General features: G+C 47.1%; 14 protein-coding genes. 5 read left to right on the top strand and 9 right to left on the bottom strand.

All coding sequences use genetic code 11. The annotated features are described in order from the left end of the window. Positions 1-93: 93 nt before the first annotated feature. From D8Y20_RS03210 to ilvD, 4 genes are all read right to left on the bottom strand, one after another. The gene (locus D8Y20_RS03210) at positions 94-1806 is read right to left on the bottom strand and encodes a YfaP family protein (RefSeq protein WP_121541607.1); all 1713 of its coding nucleotides are present in this window, start codon (positions 1804-1806) and stop codon (positions 94-96) included. A 135-nt stretch (positions 1807-1941) separates the two neighbouring features. Further along, positions 1942-3114, bottom strand: a complete 1173-nt coding sequence (locus D8Y20_RS03215) for a formylglycine-generating enzyme family protein (protein WP_121541608.1) — start codon at positions 3112-3114, stop codon at positions 1942-1944. A 571-nt stretch (positions 3115-3685) separates the two neighbouring features. Further along, positions 3686-4765, bottom strand: coding sequence for a DNA polymerase IV (gene dinB, locus D8Y20_RS03220; RefSeq protein ID WP_121541698.1), 1080 nt, complete (start codon positions 4763-4765; stop codon positions 3686-3688). A gap of 242 nt (positions 4766-5007) precedes the next feature. Beyond that, positions 5008-6855 carry a dihydroxy-acid dehydratase gene (gene ilvD / locus D8Y20_RS03225; protein ID WP_121541609.1) on the bottom strand — a complete coding sequence of 616 codons (1848 nt, stop codon included), beginning with the start codon at positions 6853-6855 and terminating at the stop codon, positions 5008-5010. A gap of 240 nt (positions 6856-7095) precedes the next feature. On the opposite strand from ilvD, the gene D8Y20_RS03230 reads away from it, so the two are divergent. From D8Y20_RS03230 to D8Y20_RS03240, 3 genes are all read left to right on the top strand, one after another. Then, positions 7096-10053 (top strand): PAS domain S-box protein, encoded by a 2958-nt coding sequence (locus D8Y20_RS03230; protein WP_161957566.1) that lies wholly within the window; start codon positions 7096-7098, stop codon positions 10051-10053. A 131-nt stretch (positions 10054-10184) separates the two neighbouring features. Further along, on the top strand, positions 10185-11288 hold the full coding sequence (gene nadA, locus D8Y20_RS03235; RefSeq protein WP_121541611.1) for a quinolinate synthase NadA: 1104 nt from the start codon (positions 10185-10187) through the stop codon (positions 11286-11288). Further along, positions 11281-12792 (top strand): OmpA family protein, encoded by a 1512-nt coding sequence (locus tag D8Y20_RS03240; RefSeq protein ID WP_121541612.1) that lies wholly within the window; start codon positions 11281-11283, stop codon positions 12790-12792. The genes nadA and D8Y20_RS03240 overlap by 8 nt, the downstream gene beginning before the upstream one ends. A 120-nt stretch (positions 12793-12912) precedes the next feature. On the opposite strand, the gene D8Y20_RS03245 is transcribed toward D8Y20_RS03240, so the two are convergent. The 5 genes from D8Y20_RS03245 to D8Y20_RS03265 form a co-directional block, all read right to left on the bottom strand. Next, a complete protein-coding gene (locus tag D8Y20_RS03245; RefSeq protein WP_121541613.1) occupies positions 12913-13725 on the bottom strand; it encodes an ion transporter in 813 nt (270 codons plus the stop codon). A gap of 364 nt (positions 13726-14089) precedes the next feature. Then, complete coding sequence (locus tag D8Y20_RS13965; RefSeq protein ID WP_121541614.1) at positions 14090-15013, bottom strand: WxcM-like domain-containing protein; 924 nt, start codon at positions 15011-15013, stop codon at positions 14090-14092. 21 nt (positions 15014-15034) lie between these two features. Then, positions 15035-15463, bottom strand: coding sequence for a GtrA family protein (locus tag D8Y20_RS03255; RefSeq protein WP_161957567.1), 429 nt, complete (start codon positions 15461-15463; stop codon positions 15035-15037). Further along, positions 15447-16394, bottom strand: a complete 948-nt coding sequence (locus D8Y20_RS03260) for a glycosyltransferase family 2 protein (protein ID WP_121541616.1) — start codon at positions 16392-16394, stop codon at positions 15447-15449. The genes D8Y20_RS03255 and D8Y20_RS03260 overlap by 17 nt, the downstream gene beginning before the upstream one ends. A gap of 9 nt (positions 16395-16403) precedes the next feature. After that, complete coding sequence (locus D8Y20_RS03265) at positions 16404-17519, bottom strand: DegT/DnrJ/EryC1/StrS aminotransferase family protein (protein ID WP_161957568.1); 1116 nt, start codon at positions 17517-17519, stop codon at positions 16404-16406. A 259-nt stretch (positions 17520-17778) separates the two neighbouring features. On the opposite strand from D8Y20_RS03265, the gene D8Y20_RS03270 reads away from it, so the two are divergent. Together D8Y20_RS03270 and rfaE1 are read left to right on the top strand one after the other, a co-directional pair. Continuing rightward, on the top strand, positions 17779-19146 hold the full coding sequence (locus tag D8Y20_RS03270) for a glycosyltransferase family 39 protein (protein ID WP_121541618.1): 1368 nt from the start codon (positions 17779-17781) through the stop codon (positions 19144-19146). A gap of 164 nt (positions 19147-19310) precedes the next feature. Continuing rightward, positions 19311-20228, top strand: coding sequence for a D-glycero-beta-D-manno-heptose-7-phosphate kinase (gene rfaE1, locus D8Y20_RS03275; RefSeq protein ID WP_121541619.1), 918 nt, complete (start codon positions 19311-19313; stop codon positions 20226-20228). Positions 20229-20230: the final 2 nt, after the last annotated feature.

Below are 20230 nucleotides of genomic sequence, written 5' to 3' on the forward strand. Positions count from 1 at the left end.
TAACCAAAGCCTGGCCCCGTCATGGCCCCGTCAGTCGGAGCAAGCCTTAAAGATCCCTCACCCCAACTGTACTGGCTGTACATCCAGTCTTAATCAGTTTAGTACAATAGTATCTACACTCCATGTCTCTTTGCTATTTCTGAATGTATGCGTTTTAACACTTTCAAGCCGCTCATCCACATAAATATAAACGCTAGCAGTATCTCCACGACCTTTGGAAAAATTAACCACTTCAATCGAATAACTTCCTGGGTACCCTGGATAGGTAGAAATATTTTCTGGCCCGTAACCACTTTTATTGTCTACATCAAGCGACATATTACCGACACTCTTGTTGCTATAGTAACAATGACCAGCTGGCCCTTTTACATGCAGGTCTATATCTGAACTACTCCCATCCCATGTCAGTGTCGCACGCAATCTAGTTCGCCTGCCTTCATAGGATAGATTCAAGTTTTTTCGAGCCGCTATCTCTTTGGAGTTATTTGCAATGAATTCAAACTTCACACTATTATTTCCAGCTGCAAGGACAATTGGAGAGGAAAAACCACCATCATGGCTTACGCCAATATGTTGAGTATAACCGTTCACATTGACTTGAAGTATACCCTTTCCAATGAGAGAACGACTAACACTACCTGACACTTTAACAACATTCTTTTGAAAGGATTGATTATTATTCACTGATGATACAGATATTGTTCCTGAATATTTAGGTTTAAACAAAGCCAGATACCGTTGCCTTGTATCAGAGCTGCCTTTCTTAACCTTTCGTTTGCCCTTTTTGACTTCAGATAACTGAACTTCCCAGCCTCTAAACTGGCGTTCTTTCTTCTTTTGTTTGGCTACGAATTTATTATGCTGATCTTCACTGGCCTTTAGCTCTGCTTTTAATTGGCGAGCTTCATCGGCCCTACGGGCTTGCTGTTCTTCTGGAAACTCTTCAAACAGACCATCCAACTGCCCCAGTGATGATCCCGCAGAACCAGTACCTCCCTCTTCAGGAAAATCAGAAAAAAGATCATCCAGTTGATTCAAAGACTCTGTAGCAGCCTTCTTTTTTGCTTGCTCTACTTTATCCGCTTTTTTCGCTGCTATCTGCTTAACTGCCCACTTTCTGATGTAATAACTATCGATGGAAGCCCCTGCGGGTAAAATTTTTGTTTCGTAGTCTTCATAGCTTTTAAAATTCTTGTACAGCTTTTTCGCAGCATCTGTACTTAGATAACCTTGGGATGCAGCCTGCCGATACAACGCCGTCATGGATTTTCGAGGCTCATTAAACTGATAATTAAAGACACTCCCATCGGTAAGGAATTTATTCCAATTTGGACTTGCTGGAATATTCCATGACCATTTCCCCGCGCCGGCATCTATGCCATTCTGGCACACAAAAGCAGTTCCAAGGTACCCATTCAACCTATCTGATTGGATCAAGTAGGCTTCAACATTAACCCGAGTTTTTCGGCGAACTTCTTCTGGTAATTCACCCCAGAAAAACTCAAGTGAATCATTCCCCACTTTGATATAATTACTCCCCCCACCACCGCCTTCACCCATACCAGACCCTGCTGTCCAATTTTGCCAGCAGTTAACCACTGGCTCTCCAAGAATCGTCCAGGTTTTCCATTTCACTCTCATTCTGATGCGCAAAGTTAGATCCCCGAGAGCATCCTCTACATTGAGGCTGTACGATCCTTCATCGCTATATTCATATTTCGAGGCTGCCAATACACCTTGAGAAAAAAGTGGCAGACATAGAAGGCAAGCACCCACAATGTTAAATTTAATTTTGGTTATCATCATCGATAACTCCTTATGTTGTATCTATTCGAGTGGCTACGCCGCTAAAGGCCCCTCCCCGGCCCTCCCTAAAGGGAGGGAGGGTGATTTTCTGTCGCAAATCACGCAAAGGAAAAAAGTACAAAGGGCAAAGAAAAATTAGTCCTGGACGAGACGAAAGCCACTATCGTCGTCGCGAGCATCTGTAGAGTACCCGTAACGGTAGGCCGAACGCAGGCTGCTCGGAATGTCGAACCAGGAGCCGCCGCGCAAAACACGCTTACTACATACGCCTGAGGTCCAAGCCTCACCATTTGCTGGCGCCCTTTTATAATTTTCGTGGTAACAGTCCTCAACCCACTCCCAGACATTGCCTTGCATATCATATAAGCCGAAACCGTTGGCAGGAAATGAGCCTACAGGTGATGTGTTTACCCACTGATCTCTGCCTGATGCATGCCCTTCACAGCATTTATCTTTACCATAATTCGCATAGTCATGACTTGCACTGTTGCCCCAAGGGTATTGACTGCTTGTACCCGCTCGGGCTGCATACTCCCACTCAGCTTCGCTAGGTAACCGATAATGCTTACCTGTCTTTTGATTTAATTTCACTATAAATACTTTAACATTGTCCCAACTTATACTTTCTACAGGGCGGTCATCTGCTTTATAGCTACTCGGATTACTTCCCATGATACGCTTCCACTGTGGTTGGGTAATTTCATATTTACTCATCCTGAAACTATTAATGTGAACCGCATGTGCAGGTTCTTCATTTATATAACCATTACCAGCCAATAGCCCCATGCGAAAATCTCCTGCTGGAATACGCACCATCTCAATAGTAAGCCCTGCTGACCTGATTTTGTCATTCATAGCACTGGCAAATTGATGTGCTGCTTGTGAGGCGCGGCTGCTTTTACCTCGGCTGTTATCGATTAGAGTCGATACAATAGCTTCTGTGGTTTGTTCTCCCGTGACTGGGACAGAGCCTACTGCGTCAGGAATGCCCTGATCTGATAGCAGTAAATCAAGTATCTTGAGCTTGCCGTCATGCACAGCATTCAAACGACCCAAACGCTGATCCAGTGTTTCCCCCTGCTTCTTGGTTATATCGTATTCCAGCAGCAGCGCATGCAGCACTTTTCCAACATCAGCTTTGGATGCCTTTTTCACATGAGGTAAAAGTGGTCTGAAAGTTTCTACATCCCCCTTCTTAGCAGCAGCAATATACTTATCCCGGCTATTTACATTTTCATCCTGCCCATCCTGTGAACAACCTGCTCCCAGTAGAGCAATCACAATTAAAAATAATATTACTCGTTTCATTCTTCTATCCCCTCGGAAAATCCAATGGATCTGCGTCGATCATTACTTCGCAGTACATACCACCTTCACGACACTTAACCACCAGATTATTCACCTATATTTAAAGTAGACTTTAACCGACAAAAGATCAACACCTAGTCTTTTCCAATATGAAGTGAGTCTGAAATCGCAGTTGTTCTGTTCATCATACGGGGATGCTTATCCAGATGAACGAAAGGAAAATCAAAACAGTTACAGATATTTCAGCCTTTCTGGCTAGAACAGATCAGTCAGAACTGAGGCTCCAGGGTAGCAAAGATGACATTTAAGGATATTTGGGTCTTGATTCGCGCATTATTGCATTCCTCCACCCTTTACCATTGAAGCACATCATCCTGCAGCACACCAATAGCGTTTCATCATCAATAGTGATTCGTGCCATCCTGGCACTCACCCAGTAGGCGAGCTGAAGCTCGTCCAAATCAACTGTCCTGTTGGTTTGTGATTCAGAAAACGCACTTATTTTTAAGTATAGAGGTAAAAAATTGATTTTGGGCAATTCATTTGGATGAATTCGAGAGTCGGAGAAGTTTTATAGCTCCAGGATTAATTGCTGTGGGGAGTGATCATCCTCTCCGTTATCGAAGTTACTGGCGGTTAGGCCAATCAGGCGAACGGGGCACTGACCTGCTTCTGTTTGATCCAGCAGTTTGGGGAGTTGTGCTTCAATATCTTTCAGATTGGTGAACGGCTGTGGCTGAGAGAACGCCCGCGTGATCTGTTTGAAATCACCATATTTTACTTTCAAGGTAATCGTTTTGGGCATGAGCTTCTGGGCTTGCAGACGAAGCGATACTTTCTCAGCCAGTTTTTTTGCATGCTCCAACAGCTCTTCCCGATCCAGAATATCTTTGGCGAAGGTGGTCTCTTTGCCCAATGATTTACGCACACGGGAGCTTTTAACCGGTCTGTGATCAATGCCGCGTGCTGCCAAGTAAAAATACTCTGCCGAACTGCCCAGCACCTGTTGTAGATCTTCCCTACTCCAAGTCTGTAAATCTTTGCCGGTATAGATACCCAGTTTGTGCAGTTTCTTTTCTGTGGCTGGTCCTACACCGTAAAACTTTTTTATTGGCAGGCTCGCAACAAATGCTTCCCCGGCTTCCGGTCTCACCACATAGAGGCCATCGGGTTTATCCATGTCCGAGGCAATCTTTGCGAGAAATTTATTGTATGAGACACCAGCTGACGCAATCAGACCGGTCTCGGCCAGAATCTCTTTTCTGATCTGCTGCGCCATCTTTGTGGCTGAACCACCACATGATTCGGTATAGGTCACATCCAGATAGGCTTCATCGAGTGAGAGCGGTTCAACCTGAATCGCATAGCGCCAGAATATTTCCCGAATCTGTTTGGATACCTGCTGATATGCCTCAAACCGTGGCGGCACAAACAGCGCCTGCGGACAGCGTTTAAATGCCTGAGCGCAGGACATGGCCGAGTGAATACCGAACTCACGCGCTTCATAACTACAAGCCGCCACCACACCCCGGCTATTCGGTTGGCCTCCAACAATCAGCGGCTTACCACGATAGTCCGGATTGTCCCGCTGCTCCACCGAAGCAAAAAAGGCATCCATATCCACATGGATTATTTTTCTCTGTATAGCCATCGGTTCATACCCTAACAATGCAGCAGATATGTATGCAGGATTAAATTCCACAGCCTGTTTTTATCTCCATTACCCCTTAGGAGCTTTGGGGGCAGATACAAGGGCTTAAATCATGCATCACCCTTCCCGCTTTGGAGTGGAGGTTGGCTTCAAGCAGTGGTTTCACAACAATGGCAAAAAAAAGCCCCCTGCCAATCAACAAAGAATCAGCAGAGGGCTTTGATTTAGTGGAACTTTAAAAATTACTTGAGCTGATCGAGGTTACGAACTGCACCTTTATCTGCGGATGTGGTCAGTGCGGCGTAGGCTTTGAGTGCATTGGAGACCGGACGCTGGCGATCAAGCGGTTTCCAGGCATCGGCACCTTTGGCTTCCATGACAGCGCGACGGGTAGCCAGTTCATCATCGGAGATGGCCAGATGAATGGTGCGGTTCGGGATATCTATCTCAATAGAATCCCCCTCTTCTACCAAACCAATAGCGCCACCTTCAGCAGCTTCCGGGGAAGCATGACCGATAGAGAGACCGGACGTACCACCGGAGAAACGACCATCGGTGAGCAGCGCACACTCCTTGCCCATGCCTTTTGATTTCAGATATGAGGTTGGATAGAGCATCTCCTGCATGCCCGGGCCGCCTTTGGGGCCTTCATAGCGGATGATGACAATATCACCGGGTACGACTTTATCGTTGAGAATGGCACTCACAGAGTCATCCTGTGATTCAAATACACGGGCGCGACCAGTGAACTTCCAGATTGATTCATCCACACCGGCAGTTTTTACGATGCAGCCACGCTCTGCGATATTACCAAAGAGCACGGCAATGCCCCCCTCTTTCGAGTAGGCATGCTCTAAACTGCGGATGCAACCTGCTTCACGATCTGTATCGAGTGTTTTCCAGCGTTCAGATTGTGAGAATGCTGTCTGGGTAGGAATACCACCCGGTGCAGCACGGTACATTTCGCGCGGCGCACTATTGGCCTCATTCATCACATCGTTGGCATCCAGGCCCGCGCCCAGAGTAGCTGCGTGTACCGTCGGTACGTCTCTGTGGATCAGCCCTGCCCGATCAAGCTCGGCAAGAATACCGATCACACCACCGGCGCGATGTACATCTTCCATATGGTATTGTTGAACAGCAGGTGCAACCTTGCACAGATTCGGCACCTTGCGGCTCATGCGATCAATGTCGGCCATGGTGAAATCAACACCGGCTTCCTGCGCACAGGCCAAGAGATGCAGAACAGTATTGGTGGAACCACCCATAGCGATATCCAACGCCATGGCATTTTCAAATGCTTCAAAGGTAGCGATAGAGCGCGGCAGTGCAGAGTGGTCTTCATTTTTATAATAACGTTCACACAATGCCACAGCAGTGCGACCTGCTTCGAGGAACAATTCTTTACGATCTGCATGTGTCGCTAAAAGCGAACCATTACCGGGCAGCGCCAGACCGAGTGCTTCGGCCAGACAGTTCATGGAGTTAGCTGTAAACATACCGGAGCAAGAACCGCATGTTGGGCATGCCGAGCGTTCAACTGCAGCCACATCTTCATCCGTTTCATTCGGATCAGCCGCCATCACCATGGCATCGACCAGATCCAGATGTTTTTCACGATTATTGATGGTCACTTTACCGGCTTCCATCGGGCCACCGGATACAAACACCGCAGGAATATTCAGGCGCAATGCTGCCATCAGCATGCCCGGTGTGATTTTATCGCAATTGGAAATGCAAACCATGGCATCGGCAGTATGGGCGTTACACATATACTCCACCGAATCGGCAATCAGATCGCGGCTTGGCAATGAATAGAGCATACCGCCATGACCCATGGCGATACCATCATCAATCGCGATGGTATTAAATTCTTTGGCTACACCGCCGGCCGCTTCGATCTCGCGCGCTACTAACTGCCCCATATCTTTCAGATGCACATGGCCCGGCACAAACTGGGTGAAGGAGTTCACTACCGCGATAATTGGTTTAGAGAAATCTTCATCTTTCATACCCGTTGCACGCCAGAGTGAGCGGGCACCGGCCATATTTCGGCCTTGGGTGGATGTACTGGAACGGTAAACAGGCATTAGATTCCTCCGATAATTGGTAGCCGAAGCGTAGCGAAGGCATCTGACTGATGCACGCATACAAGTTAAAGTGAGTTCACCGACTAGCGCCAATGCATGTTACTGATACATGATCTTGGTGTTATGAGCACCATCTGATATGTATTGCACTGCGTGCTTATTGAACGATTCGCCCCAGACTCTCTACCCGTCATCGCCCTTATTGTGTATGCTGTGCTCCGATTGCAAGGAGAGATGTCGATGCAGGATACAAGTACCTTGTCCGCGCACCATGCCGGATTCTGGCGTAATTTTGTCATGCTGTTTATCAGCATGGCTCTGACAATATCGCTGCTCGGATTTCTGTTTTATCAACTTGAAATTCAAGAAGAAAGACAGCACATCATCGAACAAGACCAGCACCTGCACTCCTTTCAGCAAGCCCTGTTGACCGACACTCTGGCCAGTGCCTTTCGTTCACTCTCTTTTATTGCCTCTCAGGTGTACCGACATCACCCGTTTTCTGATCAGCAAGGTCAGTGGCAGATCTCCGAAGACAGTTTCTCTATTCTCGAATCGGCCCCCTCCTATGACCAACTGCGCATTCTTGATCATCAGGGGAAAGAGCTTATCCGCGTTAACCAGCATAACGATGCCCCTGATATTGTGGTTGATGCAGCACTCCAGAATAAATCTGATCGCTACTATTTCACTGAAACCATGCGCCTGTCCCGAGGCCAGATGTATCTCTCCGCACTGGATCTGAACACCGAACATGGCCAACTGGAGCTACCGCACAAACCAGTCATTCGTTTGGCCATGCCACTATTTGAGGGGGACAGAAAAGCAGGTGTTGCTGTGCTTAACCTGAACTTAAACAAGACACTGTTACGTTTTCAGCAGGTGGCAGACAAAGCCGCAAGCGAAGCTTATCTGCTCAACCAGAATGGTTTTTTTCTCTCAAGTCCACATCCCGAATGGAACTGGGGATTCATGATTCCGGGTCAGGATCAACAAAACTTCGCGGTGAAATTTCCACATGCCTGGCAACAGATGAACAAAAAGAGCCAGAACCAAGTTGAGGCTGGCAGTGACTTGTTCACATTCATCTCTTTTGATTTACTCAATCTGCTGGATCAAACCGGCCTGGATCAGGCGATAGTAAGCGGACATGATCGTTATATCATCGCTTCCAGACTATCCGCAGCCAGTTTTGCCCAAGCGACTTCACGGACGCGTTATAGTGTGACCATCACCTGTGCATTGTTAATGCTGGCCAGCATTCTATTGGCCTGGTTGCTGGCCCGCTATCGTCTGCAGCGTGATCTAAACTCGCAGGCACTGCACGAAAGTGAAATCAAATACCGGAGAGTGGTTGATGGTGCATTTGACAGCATTGTCATTCTGCAAGACGGCAACATTGTCTTTGCCAATGCTGCTGCCACGAAGGTATGGGGAAACACACAAGAAGAACTGACAGGCAAAGCCTTTCTGGAGCTGGTGCACCCGGATGATCATGCTCAGGTCATGAACAACTATCATCTCCAATTAGAGAATCACGGCAGTAATACACCCTATATTCTAAGGGTGATCAAACATAATGGAGAGATCGCCTGGATTGAAAGTGCAGGTAATCACATTGAATTTGCAGGCAAACCGGCTGATCTGGTTGTGCTTCGGGATATCACCGAACGCAGGCATGCTGAACATCAAGCCAGGATGCTTTCCCAAGCTGTGACCCAGTCCGGCGGATCGATATTAATCACCGATCACGAAGGCGTGATTGAATACGTGAACCCGGCCTTTTCACAAATCACTGGCTATAGCCCGGATGATATTAAGGGCCAAACACCCCGCATCCTTAAAAGCGGCAAACAGGATGCGTTGTTTTATCAAAACCTATGGACGACCATTTCCAATGGTCACGTCTGGCATGGTAAGGTGATTGACCGGCACAAGGATGGCACGCTTTTTCCAGCTATGCTGACCATTGGTCCGATCATCGATGATAACGGTAATATTACCCATTATGTTGGCTCACATTCCGATTTAACTCAGCTCGAAGCCATGGAGATGCAGCTCTCTCAGATGCAAAAAATGGAAGCCGTTGGCACACTGGCCGGTGGCATTGCCCACGATTTCAATAATATTCTGGCTGGCATTACCGGCAATCTCTATCTGGCCAAGCAGCGTATCAGGGCAATACCGGAAGCAGTACAGAAACTGGATAATATTGAAAGCCTCTCCTTACGCGCTGCTGAAATGATCAAACAGCTGCTCACGTTTGCCCGCAAGGGTCATGTCAGTATGAAGGATTTACCACTAACACCCTTTATAAAGGAAACACTGAAATTTCTACGTACGGTCATCCCTGAAAATATCGAAATGGATCAGAATATCTGCAACGATTCACTCCTTGTACACGCTGACAGCTCCCAGATTCATCAGATACTGGTGAACCTGATTACCAACGCACGTGATGCGCTTGAAGAGACCACCCGGCCCCGTATTACGATTCGCCTGAATACCTTTGATGCCAATGATACGTTTGTAAAACAACACCCTTATTTCCAGATGATCCAGTACGCACACCTGCGGATTGAGGACAACGGCTGTGGTATTCCTGAAGAACGGATAGAGCATCTGTTCGAACCCTTCTTTACCAGCAAAGAGCAGGGAAAAGGTACAGGACTTGGTCTGGCCATGGTGTATGGCGCTGTAAAAACCCATCAGGGATGTATTGAAGTGGAACGCCTGACAGATGGCGGTACAGCCTTCGATATTTATCTACCGCTTATTGTCCCATCATCACTCCCGCTCTGCCCCGCTCCACATACAGCTTCCGAAACAGCTTGCGGAGAAACCATTCTGCTGGCTGATGACGAACAAAATGTACGTGAGACCACAGCTGAAGTACTGACAGAGCTCGGTTATACGGTGTTGCAAGCAAGCGACGGAGAACAGGCATATACACTGTTTATGGCCCATCAGGATGAGATCGCTATCGCCATACTGGATATAGTGATGCCGCATTGTGGCGGCCTTGAACTGATCAGCCGCATCAGAGTGCTCCGCCCCGCCCTGCCAGTGATTTTCATGACCGGTTATGACCGAGAGCATGTCTTAGGTGATAAAGGGCAGATACCGCATTGCGAAATTCTAACCAAACCCGTGCAATTTGATGATTTAAACCACCGTATAAAATTAATGATTGTATGATATGTATGGCTGTGTGGTGACCATTCTTTGCTGGATAAACAGATAATATTATTAAACCCGAAGGCTGTCCGAGTATAGAAAGATCGGCACCGGGTTTGACAAGCCAGCCATCCGACCTGAAACTTTGGCTTATGAATGCACAGACACTGCTTACGCAGTTATACGATACCCCCGAAACAGATATTCTTGAACAAATCACTAATTTGAAAACCGAACTCGGTGATCAGGTGCTCATTCTCGGTCACCACTATCAGCGCGAAGAGGTGTTCGCCTTTGCTGATGTGAGCGGTGATTCGCTCAAGCTTTCGCAACAGGCGGCTGAAACCACTGCCCCCTATATTATTTTTTGCGGTGTGCATTTCATGGCTGAGACCGCCGATATTCTCACATCTGACGAACAAACCGTGATTCTGCCTGATCTGGCCGCTGGCTGTTCAATGGCTGATATGGCCAACGATGAACAGGTGGAACGCTGCTGGGCTGAACTCTCCGAAGTGATTAACCCAGAATTAAAGGTCACTCCGGTCACCTATATCAATTCAACCGCATCTCTCAAATCCTTCTGTGGTGAACATGGTGGCATCGTCTGTACCTCCGGCAATGCGCGCAAGGTGCTGGAGTGGAGCTGGGGAAACCGCGAAAAGATTCTCTTTTTCCCTGACCAGTATCTGGGAGAAAACACCGCCGTAGCTATGGGTATTCCCGATGAAGATATGATTGTCTGGGACCCCTTCCAACCACTCGGTGGCAATACAGCTGAAGCGATTGAGAAAGCCCGTCTTATTTTGTGGAAAGGCTTTTGTTCCGTACATCAGTTCTTCAAACCTGAACATGTTGAAACCATGCGCCAGAACCATGCCGGTATTGAAATACTGGCGCATCCGGAATGTTCGCGTGCTGTGTGTGAAGTTTCCGATTTCATCGGTTCGACCGAAATGATCATCAAGCATGTCGAGAGCGCACCCTCTGGCAGTAAATTTGCCATTGCGACTGAATTGAATCTGGTGAACAGGCTACGTATTGAATTCCCCGACAAACCGATCTGGTTTTTATCACCGATGATCTGCATGTGCTCCACCATGTTTCGTACCGACCCGCAGCATCTGCTTGTTGCGCTCACTTCTGTACGTGAAGCCATTGAACACGATCAGGCTGTAAGCAATCAAATTATTGTACCGCATGAACAACAACGCTGGGGCAAATTATCATTGGAAAGGATGTTGAACCTTGTATAAAGCTGTCACACCACTCGCTTCGTTACTTCTATCTCTGCTCTTTCTGGTTAGCTCAGCGAATGCCGCAGAAAATAGTCTGAAACAGGTGCAACAACAGCTAGATGACTTTAAACAGAGTGAACTCGCTATGTTTGCCCCGCAAACTATTGATCGGGCCAATGCCTTAGTTGGTGCGGCAATGCTGGCCAAAGATCAGTTAAAACGGGAAGAGAGTAAAAGTGCGGTTGTACTGGCCACAGCAAAACTGGCTGAAGCCAAACAGACTGCCACTGCGTTTAAAAGACGCTTCAATGATCTCATCTTATTACGTGACGATGCCAAGTCGATCGCAGAAATTGTCGCCTCACCCGGTCAATCGTCTGGTTATATTTCACCAACGCAAATTCTCAAACCTGCCAGAGACGCATTGATGCAAGCGATCAGTAGCCATGAACAGGGACAGCTGAATCAAACACAGGCTTATGCCGACAAGGCGCAGAAACTCTTTACGCAAATCATCTCCGATGCCATTCCACAACTCACAGAAATAACTGCCAGTGTAGTTGGTAAAGCGGCCAATAGCGGTGCGAAGCAATATGCTCCGAAAATATATCAACGTTCAAAAAAGAAACTGGCTGAACTGCGTAATTTTATGGATGGTTTAAGTCAGGTAATGCCATCACGGCCTGTAGATGGCCTTTATCTGGCTCGTGAAGCCAAACACATGTCGGAGCAGGTGAAATTATGGCGCAAAAAAACAGGTAGCCATGAACAGATAGTACTTGCTCAGCGCAGCTTGAAACTGAAACTGGCCAATGCACTTCATATCAGTTCTGCCACCAACCCCATGCTCACTGAGATCGAAGGGAAAGATCTTTTGGCCGCTCTGGAAAAAGCTAACCGGGATCTGGCTGATGAACGTACCGCACACAAGCAAACTATTGCGCTGTTGAAAAAGCAGGCGGCCGAAGAGCTCCAACGCCAACTCTCATTGCAAACTGAAAGTATGACATTGACCCAACAACAACGCATGTCCACCATCAAAGATGCCTATAGAGCAAAACTTGAACGCGGTCAGGCACAGCTTGAAAAAGAGACATTTGAAACCAAAAGACAGGCTAAATTGCATAAACTGTTCAAGAAAAATGAAGCCAGCGTTCTGGTTAACCTTGATGGATCACTGTTAATCAGACTTTCTGGTCTGCAATTCGCCCCGGGCAGAAGTAAAGTCGATGCAAAATATTATGATATGCTGGAACGCCTTAAACAGGCCATGGCAATCTATCAGGATCGATCCCTTAGCATTGAAGGACATACAGACAACCTTGGTGAAGTAAAACCCAATCAGCAATTATCACTGAAAAGAGCTGAGGCTGTACGTGATTTCTTAATTTCTTCCGGCGCTGACAGTTCACGTTTGAAAGCCCTTGGATATGGAGAAGTACGTCCCATTGCCAGCAATGATTTTCCACAAGGGCGCGCCATGAATCGACGCATTGATGTGGTTATTCAAACGGGCAAATAAAAGCATTGAACAGATCATAGTAGCTCAGTTACAGACCTATCAAATATTTAACTGCCGACAACACGTTCAGCACCATGCAAGATAAACGCTTATTGCTCCGCTAGCCGGTTGTACTACTACCTATGATTCATCGGGTTTTGCTTTACTCAATTGAAAGCGCAGCTTCTCCAACGCTTGTTGTGTTTCATGCAACTCATCCATCAACTGATCACGCGTTGGCGGCACGCGCATCTCTTTCAGACGCTCCTGTTTGGCTTCATCCAGATTATTGATTACCACAGCGATAAACAGGTTGATGATCACAAACGTGCCCATAATTACAAACGACACAAAATAGATCCAGCTCAAGGGGTGCATGGCCATGGCGGTGTACATCAGGTCAGTCCAGTCCTCTAAGGTGACAATGCGAAACAGCGTTAACAGTGAAATACCAAGATTACCCCAATGTTCAGGATCATGCGCATGAAACAGTTGCTGCCCAGCTACGGCATAAATATAAAAGATCACACTCATCAGAAGCATGACATTGGCCATACTTGGGATGGAGCGCATCAATGTAGTCACAATCAAACGCAGTTCGGGAATAGCAGAGATCAAACGCAGCACTCGCAACAGACGCGCTAATCGTGCCAGCATGGCTAACTCACCCGTACTCGGGATCAGGGCTAATAAAATGATGGTAAAATCAAATACATTCCAACCTTCACGAAAATAGTTACCAACTTTCGGAGAAACAGCATAGATCTTCAACGTAGCTTCAATGATAAATATCGTTAATACAATCCTGTTACCCCACGTAATCCAATGTCCATATTGATCCACTAAATCAGTCGATGTCTCCATGCCAATCAACACCGCACTGAGCAAAATAATTCCAATAATAAAACGTTCAAAGGCAACGTGGGCAATAATATTTTGAGCCAGAAGTTTCATATAATTTTCTCCACACATCCAATTTTATGCATCAGTATGAGTCACAAGGCGCGCAGCTTACTTTTCTTATCTGTGAATTTAAACCAACATAATAGATTGCCTTACACTCCCCCTATGAATCGCACTACGCAGCACTTTCATATATGGCAAAACACAAAATCTATTTATTTAAAAAGGAAAAGGGCTCGGATCATTATCCAGCCAATAGGATGTTTTAGCGGATATACGAAATAACACCTGGAAAGATGCTACAACAATGCATCAGCCAACCTGATATTCATCCTCAGGAAAACATACAGCATCCACTACAAACGGGTAAAATATAACGATCCAACACACCTAAGTGCCGTACCTTCATGACAGCTTACTTTTCAGATACAAACTGCGCATAATCACGAATATATTCATCTGCATTATAGGCATGCGACGCATACACCATCAATAATGCATCTTTTGAAAACTTGTACTGGATACCCCAGGTCATGGTAGGCATATACAGCCCCATATCCGGACTATTCAGACAGACTTCCCTGTTATTGGAACCATCATCCACCACCACGTTGACACTGCCCTTCATGCAAACAAGAAACTGTTCGCACTCGCGATGGGCATGCTCTCCTCTGACATCTTCGGAAGGTACATTATAGATACAAAAGGTACGAACCGGGACAAATGGAAGATCATCGGAAAATTCTGTCACAAGCAAGGAGCCGCGCATGTCTTCGAACTTTTTAAGCTGCCACAGCTCTGCCCCACCAACGCCCAAATGCGCGGGCCTCGAGGCCGTATGCTCGCTTTCGCTTACCACACTGTGCTGCTTACCTGTGCCCGTATAACCGACAATTCTGGCTGGATTACCAACCACAATAGCTTTTGGTGGTACATCTTTGGTGACCACTGCCCCTGCCCCAACCATCGCTTCCATGCCAATCCTGATACCGGGCAGAATAGTCGCATTGGCACCAATAGAGGCACCACGTTCAATCACACTAGAGGAAAATTGCTCCGGATACTGTCTGGAGCGCGGAAATTTATCATTGCTAAAGGTCGCATTGGGGCCAATGAAGACATCATTCATAATGCGAATGCCATCCCAAATCTGTACGCCACACTTGATGGTGACACCATCACCGATACTGACATCGTTTTCAATAAACACGCCGTCACAAATATTACACTGGCTACCGATCACGGCCCCGGGAAGCACATGTGCAAAAGCCCATATGCGTGTTTCTGAACCAATCTGGCTACTCTCGCAAATAGCTTGTTCATGTACAAAATAATTCATAGACAACCCCTTTAACACCCCTTAACGCTCAGAACTACCGGCAGAATAGTTTTTTCCACCAGCAAACAACAGCCTGGAAAAGATAAAGTTCAATGCAGATGTAATCGCAATGACTGCAAATACAGCCAAGCGAGCATGCATTCCCAGGGCGACAAACGCAGATGTCAGATACAGGCCGAGAAAAAATGAAAGCAGGTAGAGCAGAGCCAGTAACACTATCTGGCGAACACCGGTAGTAGCACTGCGAAACACATACTTCGGATATGCAATGGCGATAAAGGCAAAACCGGCGAGCCAGGAAACAGCATAGGATATTTCCGGATTTATAAAGGTGACCAGCAGTTGGTAGAGTGCAATTGTCAGTAATGTATTAAGGCCACCTGTCAGGGCAAAACGGATGACTTCAGCTTTCAAACGCCCGTATCGTCCGGCATCATCCTTCATGTCCATCAAACTGATGCTTCTCCTGCAGCAATGTAATGGGCCGTTTTTTGGTGTTTTCGTTGCAGCGCCAAACATAACTGCCAATGATGCCCTGCCCTAAAATCAACAAGGAACCAATGAAATAGATACTAAGAATAATCGGCGCATAACCGGGCACTGTAATCAGCGACAACATCCAGGAAATGGTCACCACCAGCGACACCACAAAGGATATGGCTATACCAAATCCACCCACCCACAGAAACATAAGAATGGGCAGATCAGAAAAGGCAAACACGCTATCAAGCATATAGCGCAGTTTACGACTGAAATTCCAGGCAGATTGACCAAGTTCACGCTTCTGTCGCTCGTAGGTGACAAAACCACGCCGGAACCCAACCCAAAACAACTGCCCGATCAGGGATGAGTTACTCTCTTCCAGCATCAGTAGTGAAGATCTGACCTTGTCGTTACAGGCAAACACATCAACACCACCATCGGGCACATCTCTGATCACCAGCCGGCGATAAAAAGTCCAGAACAGTTTCGACAACAGTTTTGTCAGCGATGGATCATCCCTTTTGGCACGAACACCAACAGCAACATCATGTTGCCCCCCGGCCAACAAGGCGAAAAATTCGACAATCAATTCCGGTGGTTCCTGTAAATCAGCAGCCATCACAGCAAACAATTCACCACGGGCAACTTCCAAGCCTCTCCGGATAGCCGCAAAGGAACCAAAATTTCGCGATAATAAAATCAACTGAGACATGAATGGCTGGGTCGATAATTGTTCCAGCAACATCGCATAACTATGATCTGGGGAACCATCTACAACGAATACTACTTCCAAATTTTCAATCTTCTGATTCAGATTACCAAGGGCAACAAGCAGAGCAGGAATATTTTCCTCATTCTTGTATACCGGAATGATGAGTGAATGAACGGGTTTACGCATGGGCCAAGCCTACACCATTTTGGCGATATACAAATCAAACACCTTTCCGATATGTTCAAGTTCATCATCGGTGATACCGGCATAACATGGCAATGAGAAAATTTCGGCCGTTGCGGCGATTGAGCGATCCAACCCCATCGATCTGAAAGGCTGCATCTGCATAGCTGGCTGGTCTGTATCCAATACCGGATAATGAATATCGGTAGCAATGCCATGGTAGGCTAGTTCATCCCGAATCAACTGGCGCTGAGGATGGCGCACCACAAACAAGTGACCGACATAAGCAGGTGATGCATGCGTCACCACCTCCACAATGCCATGACAATGCTGCTGCAGATACGCAGCGGCCTGCTGTCGGCGTGCATTGAGTGTTGGCAACGCTTTCAATTTAACGCGTAGAATGGCGGCTTGCAGTTCATCAAGCCGACTATTCCGACCCAGAGGCAGCGTACTCTCATACTTACCCTGCCAACCATATTGTCTGAGCTGCATGCAGGTTTGCGCTGTTTGCTCATTGTTGCTCACAATGGCCCCGCCATCACCGAGCGCACCTAAATTTTTCGTGGGATAAAAACTAAAGGTCGCCACATCCCCAAGACCGCCCACCATGCGTCCATGCATCATGGCACCATGTGCCTGAGCACAGTCTTCCAGAATGGTGACATCACTATGCCCCGCCTGATCCAGTGCGTCACGCAAGGCCGGCACATCCACAGCCTGACCATACAAATGTGTTGCCACCACGCAGCGCGTGATTGGAGATGCAGCCGCATTCACCTTGTTAATATCGAGCAACAGATCGCTCTCAGAGACATCCACATAAACCGGAACTGCTCCGATAAGATTGCAGGCTGTTGTCGCATAGCAACCGGCATTGGCCACGGTAATCACTTCATCACCACGCCGAACACCCAGCGCCCGCAGTGCAATTTCTAACGCGTCAGTACCATTTCCAACTGAAACACAATGTTGAACCGAACAGTAATCTGCAAACTCCTGCTCAAAGGCCTTTACATGCGCACCCAGCAAATAATATCCAGAGTCGAGAACATCCTTGATCGTTTTGTCGATCTCATCCCTAAATAAAGCATTTTCTCTCGAAGGCAGATTAAATAACACGTTCATGGATATCCTCATCTCATCTATGTCAGCAAGCCCATCACAGTTGCCTCAGGCTTGCAATAAAACGCATGCGTTTGATCTCGGCCACCGATACTGCATTAATGACAAACTTAGGCATGAACAATACCATTGCGAACAATCGACAATGCATTTATTTTTTTTAAACACCAACGCCTCAATGGCAAACAACTAATTCTCATGAGGGAACTCGAACCTGATGCCGGTGCAATACAATGATCGAACCTAATGCTGGTATGATGCAATGATCAAACCCGACACCTTAAAAATAGTTGTTCTATTCGCCGCCCTAGCCATGCTGTTACCTCTGCCTGTGATGCAATATATCGGTGAAGAGAGCTGGTACACCATGAGTGCCTACGAAATGTTCGTAAACCATAAATGGTGGCACCAAACCCTGTTTGGCTGGGATTTAGGCAAACCCCCTTTATTTAACTGGCTGACGATTGCTGTAGCAGAAGTAATCGGATGGGAGCATCTTGAAATCGCCCCGAGGATTGTTTCTGTTGTCAGCACATGGGCTTCTGCATGTGTCGTGTTTCTGATGGCTCGCCGACTGTTCCCCGGCCACGACACCACACCCTGGCTGGCCACATTAATCTACCTGACAATGGGCGAAGTTTTCTTCTGGTATGGCTGGCTTGGTTATGCCGATGCCACATTCGGTTTTTTCATTTTTTCCGCCATTATCTGTTTATGGATTGCTATTGAAGATAATAAGCTGAAATGGTTTATAGTTTCTCTGCTGCTCATTTCTCTCGCATTTCTGGTTAAAAATTTCAGTTGCTACGCGATTTATGGCCTAGCCGGCATGGTATTGCTGCACCGCTTTCAACGCTGGCATATGTTATCCAACCCGCTTTTCCTTGCCCTGGGCTTATTAGGGCTGGCTTTTCCCTGGGCATATCAAACCTACTTTATTCAATTTGGATCCAGCACCAGTGACACCCTTATTCATGCCATGCTGAACTTCAAAGGGTTCGGCATACTTGATTATGTGTACCACTGGATCAGTTACCCGCTGCTCTTCATTGCCCGTGCATTTCCTATGACAATATTATTGGTCTGGTTGATGTGGAAAAACAAACAACGCTACCAACTCTCACCCTACCTGATCACGCTCATCTGCTTGCTGATTGCATGTATTGCACCTTTCTGGGTCTCTGCTGCTGCTACGCCACGCTACCTGATCCCATTTTACGGACTGTTTGCACTGCTTCTTACCGGGCTGGTTCTGCAGTTGGATCATGATAAGTTAAAGCTGGCATTCAAAATCATGGTCATCATTGTTATCATCAAAGTGCCATATAGCTTTGGAATTCTCCCTTACATCAAAGATTGGAGACCTGAACGTGACATCAAAATTGTTGCTGAAGAGATCATGCAGTTCACTGGTGAGAAGCCTCTTCGTACACAAAATGATGTCTCGATTGGACTCAGCCTTGCCGCTTACATCAATGTACGCACGCCGCATGACCAATTTATTCACTGGTATAATGGCAAAGAACGACAGGTATTCATTCTAACCGAAGTCGAAGAACCCTTGTTCGGTAAAATGATCAAACACTGGCGACTGCAAGGCACAAATGCCTACCTGTATTGGCAACAGTAAAGCTCATATCTATCGGCCAAACATTGATGGCCTGTTGATATGCATCACGATGATCATTGTCGCACCGGCACAGAGCCTGAGTTTGCAGACAACTACCCAGTTGCCAGCCAGCGCTCTATAGTGTCGATTCGTGTAGCCAAAAATAGTATATACGGAGTACGATTTTGATTCTTGTCATTGGTGACATCATTGTAGATGAATTTATCTGGGGCGATGTAACACGCATCTCACCTGAAGCACCCGTACCGGTTGTATCGGTCAACGAAATAGATCGACGCCTTGGTGGTTCGGCCAATGTGGTACGCAATCTGCATGCGCTCGACACCAGTTCAGCCATGTTCGGTATTGTCGGTGATGATGAACCAGGCCAGTGGGTCAAACAACGCCTTGCTGAACTGGATTCGGATAACCGTGGTGTCATTACCAAAACCAATGACCGCCCCACTGCGATAAAAACCCGTGTGATTGCCCGTCATCAACAGGTGGTTCGTTATGATCGTGAGTGGACCCAGGCAGCACAGCCGGAAAGTCACCAACACTTAACAGATATAGTGAACGAACTATTGCCAAGCTCGACTGCCGTTATTTTATCCGATTATGGAAAAGGGGTGTTAACAGCTGACTTTATCCGACAACTCATTGCGCAGTTACAGGGTGGCATTATCGCGGTTGATCCCAAACCTGAACATACCGACGCTTATCGTGGTGCGACCGTCATTACCCCCAACCTCTTTGAAGCTGCCGCCATGGTCGGTATGCAGGCCATTAACAGCGATGAGCAGGCTGAAGCGATTGCACGCCAACTGCATGATCAGCTTGATCTGCAATATGTACTGCTCACCCGTTCTGAGCGCGGCATGACCCTGTTTGACGGTAAGCTTAGCCACCATATTCCAACCGCAGCGCGTGATGTGTTTGATGTCACCGGTGCCGGCGATACGGTGATTGCTGTATTCACAGCCTGTCTGGCACGCGGTGATGATGCCTTGAGCGCGGCTAAAACGGCCAATCGAGCAGCCGGCGTTGTGGTAGGCAAAGTAGGTACTGCCACTGCCAACTGGTCTGAAATAGAGACACACTGATG

This window comes from Mariprofundus sp. EBB-1, from assembly GCF_003665155.1.
In the GTDB taxonomy this organism is placed as follows: domain Bacteria; phylum Pseudomonadota; class Zetaproteobacteria; order Mariprofundales; family Mariprofundaceae; genus Mariprofundus.